The organism is Protofrankia sp. Cj5 (genome assembly GCF_917627405.1).
GTDB lineage: Bacteria > Actinomycetota > Actinomycetes > Frankiales > Frankiaceae > Protofrankia.
Genome location: NZ_CAKJTO010000169.1, coordinates 1 through 6,982 on the forward strand (window position 1 = coordinate 1; position 6,982 = coordinate 6,982).

A 6,982-nucleotide genomic window follows, 5' to 3' on the forward strand; every position below is an offset into this window, starting at 1 on the left:
GAAGGACCTGACGGTGAAGAGAGCGTTCGCGTCTGTTTTCACGGCCATGGCAGTCACACTTGGGCTGGTTGCTACCGCGGGTTCCGCTCAAGCAATCAACAGGGTATCCTGTAGTCGCTACGACTTTCTTTGGCTGCAGTCCAATCAAACGACATGCTGGGCAAATGCCGGCTACACGAATGTGACCCTCTACAACGTTTATGGAGGCAGCTCCGGAAACAACGCCGGATGGTATTCGGGCGACAGCTACACAGTGTATTTCCCGAAGTGGTCTTCATGGTCGTACTCGGCTCAGACAGTTCGCGCCATCAATATATATTGATCTGCATGCTGATACGCTTTCGCGGGCGTCGCTGGCGCCAGTCCCCACGCATCCGCCACGTGATTCGCCCACAGGCGACGCTACCTGCGGTTGTACTGGTGCTGGCTGCCAGCGTCGCCTGCGCGGACCCGGTAAAATCCCCGGAACAGCACGAGCCCGGCATCGGGCCAGTACAACAAATTTCCGAGCCATCGCAGATCGGCCGGCCGATAGACACGTATATTCCTTCGGTTCAGGAGATCATGCAGCTTCGGGCAGTACGCAACGAAACCGTCGCGAAATGCCTCGCGGCGCACGGAGCCAACGCCGAGATCCACGAGCCGCCGGGGGTACAGGAGTTTCTATCAGCCCAGCAACGAGATGGAGTGATCCGGTCAGGGCTGTACGGCTTCTTTGACCCCGTGGCGGCAAAGACCCATGGATATTCCAGACCTCCCGGGCAAGCGGTCTCGCTGACAGAAACGGGGGTCGCAGGACCGTCCGAAGTTTCCTCGGAATGCGCCCGAAAAGGGCAGGAGGCGATCGGCGGTACCCCACTCATCATCGATGAGACCGTACTCCCAGATTCTGGCCCGCCCGTCCCCACCAACGACAGTCGATACCGCGCGGTGGTCGTCAGCTGGGCGCAATGTATGGCCGAGTCAGGATTCAGGTACAACACTCCCCTGGACGCGATCGGAGACCTGCAATGGCGGCGCCCGCCAGCGCCTGACGGTTCCACGACGCCCGCCTCACCGGCTGAGATCACAGTCGCGTCCACGGACGTCGACTGCAAGATCAAAACAAATCTGGTCGGTATCGCCGTGGCTGTGCAGTCGGCATACGACAACAGATATATCGAATCCCATGCGGCCCAGCTCGTTGAGTTCAAGAACAGAATCCTCGGCCACATACGATCCGCCGGAAAGTAAAGCCAGTACAGTTGCCGGGCGTTCCAGCCTGGTAGCGCGCTGAATAATCACCGGAAGAAACCGGCTCTCCGGGTGCCTGGAACGGGCACTATTCCAGATCGGCACAGCCCGGTGGTCGGTCACCAGCCAGCCGCTGGACGGGGGTGCCGGCGTCCGCCGCCGTCCATGCAGCCGCGCAGGCCGACCGAAGAGCATCCAGGCCATCATCCCGCGGCAGGGCATCGACCAACGGGCCACCAGCTGGCGACGCACCGACAGCGGCCCCACACGCGCCGATTGCCCGGGGTGCCGGCCTGGCCCTGCGCCAGGTCAGCGTCGCATCACACACCTGCGCCACCCAGCCGCCGCACGCCGCCACCACATCGCCGGATCGTGACTCACCTCCCTTCTCCGCCCCCTGCGCTCCCCTCACCTTCACGACGACGCCCGGATGACACGCCAACAGGCCACGCAGATCGGCCGCGAGATACGTCGGCCGGTGGCGTGCCTCGGCCCGCAGGAGTTCGCCCGGTGCGGCCACTCCGGTGAGCACCAGCAGGGACGGCGTGCCCGACCGGACAGCCGACTCGATATCGGTGTCGAGACGGTCGCCCACAATCACCGGAAACCGCGCCCCGCTCCGGCGGACCGATTCCTCGTGCATCGCATGCTCAGGCTTGCCAGTAACCATCGGCTCGCATCCGGTTGCCGTACACAACATCGCAACCAGTGAACCGTTGCCGGGCATCAACCCACGTTCGCTCGGCACCGTCGCATCAACGTTGGTCGCGACCCAGAACGCGCCCGCCCGGATCGCGAGCGCCGCCTCAGCGAGCCTGGCGTAGTCAAGATCCGGATCGAAACCCTGCACAACGGCGGCGGGCTGCTCCCCCACGGTCGCGACCGGCTGTAGACCCACCTCGGTCACCGCCTGGCGAAGGCCCTCGCCACCGACGACCAGGACCGCGGCGCGTGCGGGCAGCCGTTCGGCCAGCACCCGCGCGGCCGCCTGCGCCGACGTGACGACATCGGGCACCGCCGCGGGCACCCCGAATGCCACCAGCCGACGCACGACATCCGCCGGTGAGCGCAGGGCGTTATTGGTGACGTACACCACACGCATGCCACGGCCGCGGACAGATGCGATCACATCCGCCGCATGGGGCACGGCCTCAGCGCCGCGATACACCACACCATCAAGATCCATCAACGCGACGTCGTGCGCGTCGGCAAGTGGGGAGGACGACGCCGACAGCGGACGCGGCGAGCCGGTCAACCGGGCGTGAAAATGAACGTGTGGACTGTCCGTCATAACGGGCTCATCAACGCTGGTTGAGAGCGGCCCGGGCACTGCGCAGAGCCTGGTCGTAGTGTCGCAGGTCCGGGCGCATCGCCGCAGCCAGCGCCAGGTGCTCCACGGCGGCACGCAGGTCACCCGTTCTACGAGCCGCCATCCCAAGCCCGAACTGCGCGTAGTCGTCCGCCGGGTCATTTTCGACTATCCAAGCGAAACTCTCCCGGGCCGCGTCGTACTGACCGGCGTCGAACTGCGCCCGCGCCAACGCCTCCCGCACGCTGCGGGAGCCCGGCTCGGCTGCGACCGCATGGGCCAGCAGCTGGACCGCGGCGTTCGCGTTGCCCCGGTCGAGCAGGGCAACACCCCGGGTGTACCAGTCGTAGACCTCACCGCCGGGAGCACCTCCAACAGGACCACGGTTACCCCCAGCTCCGTCGTACCCGCCGGACATCGGCGCCTCCCTAACCTCTAGGCCAGCGGCCACGCGACAGAAAACGATCGCGCGGCCGCTGGCCGGTTGGTTACCTCTGCCTGTCTGCGTCACTGCCTACGTCACTGCCTACGTCACCAGCCGGTGGTGCCCACGCTCAGAGCCTCGTCGCCACTGATGTACACGCCAGCCAACACCGATGGCGGCCAGACGCATTTTCACAAGGTGCGCATCCCAGTGTCGCTGGAAACCGGGCAACGCTCCCACCGATCGCACTGATCGCTGTGTTTCTGTACAGCCTGTTACCGGTATGAAGGCTCACGGGCTCAGCCAACGGCGGGCCTGCGCCATGGCCCGCGCGGCTGGAGCGGCCCCGCAGGGGGCAGCCCATACGATCGCGGCATGACTGCTCCCGACCCGGCGCTGCCCACACCCGGCGGACTGGTGTTCGCGCCGTTTCGTGCCCTGCGGTATGTGGCCGATGACGGGCCGGATCTCGCGAGACGGACCGCCCCGCCCTACGACGTGATCGACACAGCGGGCGTCACCGCGCTGGAAGCCGCGCATCCGCACAATGTCGTCCGTCTCACCCTTCCGCGCGACACCGACGAGAGCTCTCCCGAGAGCCGTTACGACCGCGCCGGACAGACCCTGCGTGCATGGATCGCCGCCGGTGTCCTGCGCCGCGACGACGCTCCCGCACTCTACGTGTACGAGGAGATCCACGACGGCCACATCCAGCGGGGCTTGGTCGGCGCGGTGGCCCTCGTGGACCCGAACGCGGGGATCATCCTGCCGCATGAGAACACGATGGCCGGCCCGGTCGCCGACCGGCTCGCCCTGACCGTGGCCACTGTGGCGAATCTCGAACCAATTTTCCTGCTGTACCCTGGCGGCGGGTTCACCAGCCAGATCGTTTCAGCGACAGCCGCAACCCAACCGCTGTTGACCACTATGACCGATGACGGCGTATCACACCGCATCTGGGCCCTTACCGATTCAAACGATCTCGCACAAATCGCTGACGATCTCTACGGACGGCATGCGGTGATCGCTGATGGACATCACCGATACGCCACCTACCGTCGTTACCAGGCAGACCGTCACGCTGCCGGGGCCGGCGCCGGCCCGTGGGATTTCGGCCTGGCCTTCCTCGCCGACGCGCAGGTGTCGGGGCCTGCGGTCCACGCCATCCACCGGGTCGTGGCAGGACTCGACGTGGCCGAGGCCGCGCGCCGGGCCGCATCGGCCTTTTCGGTGACGCAGCTGGACGCCGCGCCGGATCCGAGCGGGATGGCCCTGCTCAACGAGCTGGCGGGAGCCGGCAAGGGCGGCCACGCGTTTATGATCACCGATGGCCGCACGGCGTTCCTCCTGAGCGAACCGGATCCGGCGCTGCTCGCCGAGGCACTGCCCGTGGACCGCTCCGCGGCCTTCCGCAAGCTGGATGTCACCGTCGCGCATCTCGCGCTGATCGTGAAGGTCTGGGGTCTACCGGACACCGAGGAGACGATCCGTTACCATCATGACGCGGCCAGCGCGATCGCCGCCGCGGCGCAGGCCGGCGGGACCGCGCTGCTGCTCAACCCGACGCCCACAGCGGATGTCGCCGCAGTCGCCGCCGCGGGTGAGCGTATGCCACGGAAGTCGACGCTGTTCACGCCCAAGCCGCGAAGCGGCCTGTTGATCCGTCTCCTGGACAACCAGTAGGCCATCGCCCACCATACGGACCCCATACGGACAAGCCACGGGTCGCGGGAGCAGCAGATCAGCTGTCCGCCAGCATGGCGGCCCGCTCCGCGGCGTCGGTCTCCTCCTCATCGATGGTTGCCGTGGACGCGAACCAGCGCGCCGCATCAGCCGGCCGACCCGCGGCCAGCAACGCCTCGGCATAGGCGTACCACAGCCTTGGCGTCCACGGTTCCACGCTGGCCACAGCCGCCTCATCCTGCAGCAGCAGCACCGCGGCCGCCGGCTCGCCCAGATCGCGCCGTGCGCCGGACAGGACGATCAGGAGCTCGATCCGGCCCGCCTTGTCGAGTTCGGCCGCACCCGGGTCCCGGGCCAGCAACAACGCCCGCTCGGGACGCCCGAGCCCACGCTCGGCGTCCGCCATCAGCGCGAGATGGCGAGGGGAACCGTCGAGCCGGCGGGCCGCGCGCAGCTCGGCAAGCGCCGTGGTGAACTCCCCCGCGTGGTACGCCGCGAGGCCAACCGCTTCGCGGACGACCGCGATACGGGACGCAAGCGCTGACGCCGCACGAGCGTGCGCAAGCGCGAGCGCGGGGTCCTCGTCAAGATAGATGCCGGCGGCCACAAGATGACGGGCGACCGGTTCGGCGAGCGAGGCGCCGAGCCCGCGCAGCTCCCGGGTCACCTCGAAGTCCAGCAGCTCCGCGCGGGCCTCATCGGGCAGCGCCGGCGCGGATGGTCGACCTGGGCGCTGTTCCTGTCCGCGTTCCTGCCGGCCGGCGTCCGCCGAACGGCCCGCGGATGTTGATGATCCCGCGGGCGTGGCGGTACGCCCGCGGGCCGGAGCGGGCCTGCCGCGGCCTGAGCCAGCGGCCCCGGGCCGCGGACCTGCTGGCCTGCCGCCACGTGCAGCCGGTGGCCGGGAATCCCGCCCGCGCGGCGCGGGGCTGGCCGGCCGTGGCTGGCTCGGATGCGGCTCGCCCGATCGTGGTTGGTTCGGCCCCGGCGCCGGCCGTTGTGGGGCACGACCGGTGGTGTTCCGGTCCGCGCCGCGTTCGTCCCGAGCCCGAGCATCGCGACCTCGTTCGTCACGATGGTAAACAGACCGGTAGGGCGCGGCATCCGGCGCGGGCCGCCGGTCGGCATCCCGCCCACGACGCCGATCGGTCGACCGATCCTCGGCAGCACGACCGCGGGAAGGACTGGGGGACGTTCTGCCGTCACGCTCGCCGCCGGTGGATGGCGGGGTGACCCCGGGCTGCGCCCGCCGCGGGCCACCGCCAGCCTTATCACGATCATTACCGGTGCTACGGAAGCGGTCGGCGGCACGAGGCCTGTCGGCGCCAGACCGGCCCGCAAGACGATTATCAGTACCACGGCCGCGCGGGGCGTCGTTCCGGGACACCCGCGAGCCCTGCCCGGAGCGGTCACCCTTGGTCGAGAAAAACGTCCGCTGATCCGTTGATCCGCTCCCGCGCTTCACTGGGCCCGAGGCGGGCGAATCCGATGGGCGAGCCGAACGCGCCGCGCTCTGCCTGCGTTCATCGTGTCCTCGCTCGTTGCCGCGTCCCTGGCCACGTTCCGGGCTGCCGGTGTGACCGCGGCCGCCGCGCGGAACAGACGCCCCACGGGCTGGCGGGCCCGCCGGCCGCCGCCCGGATTCACGGCCGTCGGCTTCCGGCCCCCGCGCCCCCGGCCTTTCCGCTCTCGCCCGATCCGATCTCGGCCGCTCAACCGGCCAGCCGCCGCCCTGTCGCTGGCCTGTCCTATCCGGACCGCGATCCTCACCAGAACGCCGGCCGTCACCGCGCGCACCCACGGGTCGAGGCGACCGGCGGGCGCCATCATCATGATGCGCGCTGGCAGACGCTCGTCGCGCGGGCCGGCCAGCCGTGTCACGGTTGCCGCCTGCTGGCGGCTGATCTCCATAGCGACCCTGCTGACGCGCACCGCCAGCGCGGGCGTCGCGAGCCGCCCGCCAGCGCTGTTGCGCCTGTCCATCGCTCGCGGTCCGAGATCTGCCACGCCCGGCCGCGGTCGGGCGACGAGCCGCTGTGCTCGTCGTCGAGATCCGATTCTTCCTCGGGGAAGTGGCCTCGGCCGCGCTTGCTGGCTGGCGGCGACCTGGGCGGGCGGCTTCGCCGTTGTTCTTCTCCACGCTGTTCTCTCCCTCGGCCGGTGCCATCCATGCCCGCGTCGGTGCCGGCTTCATGACAAAAAGGGAGGGGTTATCCGACATGGATAACCCCTCCCTGAAAGAAGTCCGGCGGCGTCCTACTCTCCCACGCGGTCACCCACGCAGTACCATCGGCGCAGAAGGGCTTAGCTACCGGGTTCGGAATGGAACCGGG

Annotated in this window: 8 protein-coding genes and 1 rRNA gene; 4 read left to right on the forward strand and 5 right to left on the reverse strand. The window is 68.6% G+C overall.

Annotated elements, in window-relative coordinates; translation table 11 throughout:
* Together MJ777_RS21655 and MJ777_RS21660 are read left to right on the forward strand one after the other, a co-directional pair.
* Positions 1 to 322 (forward strand): beta/gamma crystallin domain-containing protein (locus tag MJ777_RS21655; RefSeq protein ID WP_239377628.1); only part of this gene is annotated, 322 nt, incomplete at its 5' end.
* A 242-nt stretch (positions 323 to 564) separates the two neighbouring features.
* Positions 565 to 1,233: a hypothetical protein gene (locus MJ777_RS21660; protein ID WP_239377629.1), complete on the forward strand. Its 669-nt coding sequence runs from the start codon at positions 565 to 567 to the stop codon at positions 1,231 to 1,233.
* A gap of 88 nt (positions 1,234 to 1,321) precedes the next feature.
* Here MJ777_RS21660 and MJ777_RS21665 read toward each other — a convergent pair whose 3' ends face one another.
* Entirely contained in the window at positions 1,322 to 2,524 is a 1,203-nt protein-coding gene (locus tag MJ777_RS21665) for an HAD-IIA family hydrolase (protein ID WP_239312123.1), read from the reverse strand.
* A gap of 10 nt (positions 2,525 to 2,534) precedes the next feature.
* Entirely contained in the window at positions 2,535 to 2,960 is a 426-nt protein-coding gene (locus MJ777_RS21670; protein WP_239312121.1) for a tetratricopeptide repeat protein, read from the reverse strand.
* A 381-nt stretch (positions 2,961 to 3,341) separates the two neighbouring features.
* On the opposite strand from MJ777_RS21670, the gene MJ777_RS21675 reads away from it, so the two are divergent.
* Positions 3,342 to 4,649: a DUF1015 family protein gene (locus MJ777_RS21675; protein WP_239312118.1), complete on the forward strand. Its 1,308-nt coding sequence runs from the start codon at positions 3,342 to 3,344 to the stop codon at positions 4,647 to 4,649.
* A 58-nt stretch (positions 4,650 to 4,707) separates the two neighbouring features.
* On the opposite strand, the gene MJ777_RS21680 is transcribed toward MJ777_RS21675, so the two are convergent.
* Entirely contained in the window at positions 4,708 to 5,316 is a 609-nt protein-coding gene (locus MJ777_RS21680) for a hypothetical protein (RefSeq protein ID WP_239312116.1), read from the reverse strand.
* A 285-nt stretch (positions 5,317 to 5,601) separates the two neighbouring features.
* Here MJ777_RS21680 and MJ777_RS21685 point away from each other — a divergent pair, with 285 nt between their 5' ends.
* Positions 5,602 to 6,096 carry a hypothetical protein gene (locus tag MJ777_RS21685; RefSeq protein WP_239377630.1) on the forward strand — a complete coding sequence of 165 codons (495 nt, stop codon included), beginning with the start codon at positions 5,602 to 5,604 and terminating at the stop codon, positions 6,094 to 6,096.
* Positions 6,097 to 6,110: 14 nt separating this feature from the next.
* On the opposite strand, the gene MJ777_RS21690 is transcribed toward MJ777_RS21685, so the two are convergent.
* Positions 6,111 to 6,632, reverse strand: coding sequence for a hypothetical protein (locus MJ777_RS21690; protein WP_239312114.1), 522 nt, complete (start codon positions 6,630 to 6,632; stop codon positions 6,111 to 6,113).
* A 260-nt stretch (positions 6,633 to 6,892) separates the two neighbouring features.
* Positions 6,893 to 6,982: ribosomal RNA gene (rrf, locus tag MJ777_RS21695) — 5S ribosomal RNA — on the reverse strand; the annotation flags it as partial.

Bases quoted from the DNA above. Each gene is read 5' to 3' on its own strand.
- MJ777_RS21660 (WP_239377629.1), top strand. From the start codon at position 565: ATGCAGCTTCGGGCAGTACGCAACGAAACCGTCGCGAAATGCCTCGCG.
- MJ777_RS21665 (WP_239312123.1), bottom strand. From the start codon at position 2,524: ATGACGGACAGTCCACACGTTCATTTTCACGCCCGGTTGACCGGCTCG.
- MJ777_RS21670 (WP_239312121.1), bottom strand. From the start codon at position 2,960: ATGTCCGGCGGGTACGACGGAGCTGGGGGTAACCGTGGTCCTGTTGGA.
- MJ777_RS21675 (WP_239312118.1), top strand. From the start codon at position 3,342: ATGACTGCTCCCGACCCGGCGCTGCCCACACCCGGCGGACTGGTGTTC.
- MJ777_RS21685 (WP_239377630.1), top strand. From the start codon at position 5,602: ATGCGGCTCGCCCGATCGTGGTTGGTTCGGCCCCGGCGCCGGCCGTTG.
- MJ777_RS21690 (WP_239312114.1), bottom strand. From the start codon at position 6,632: ATGGACAGGCGCAACAGCGCTGGCGGGCGGCTCGCGACGCCCGCGCTG.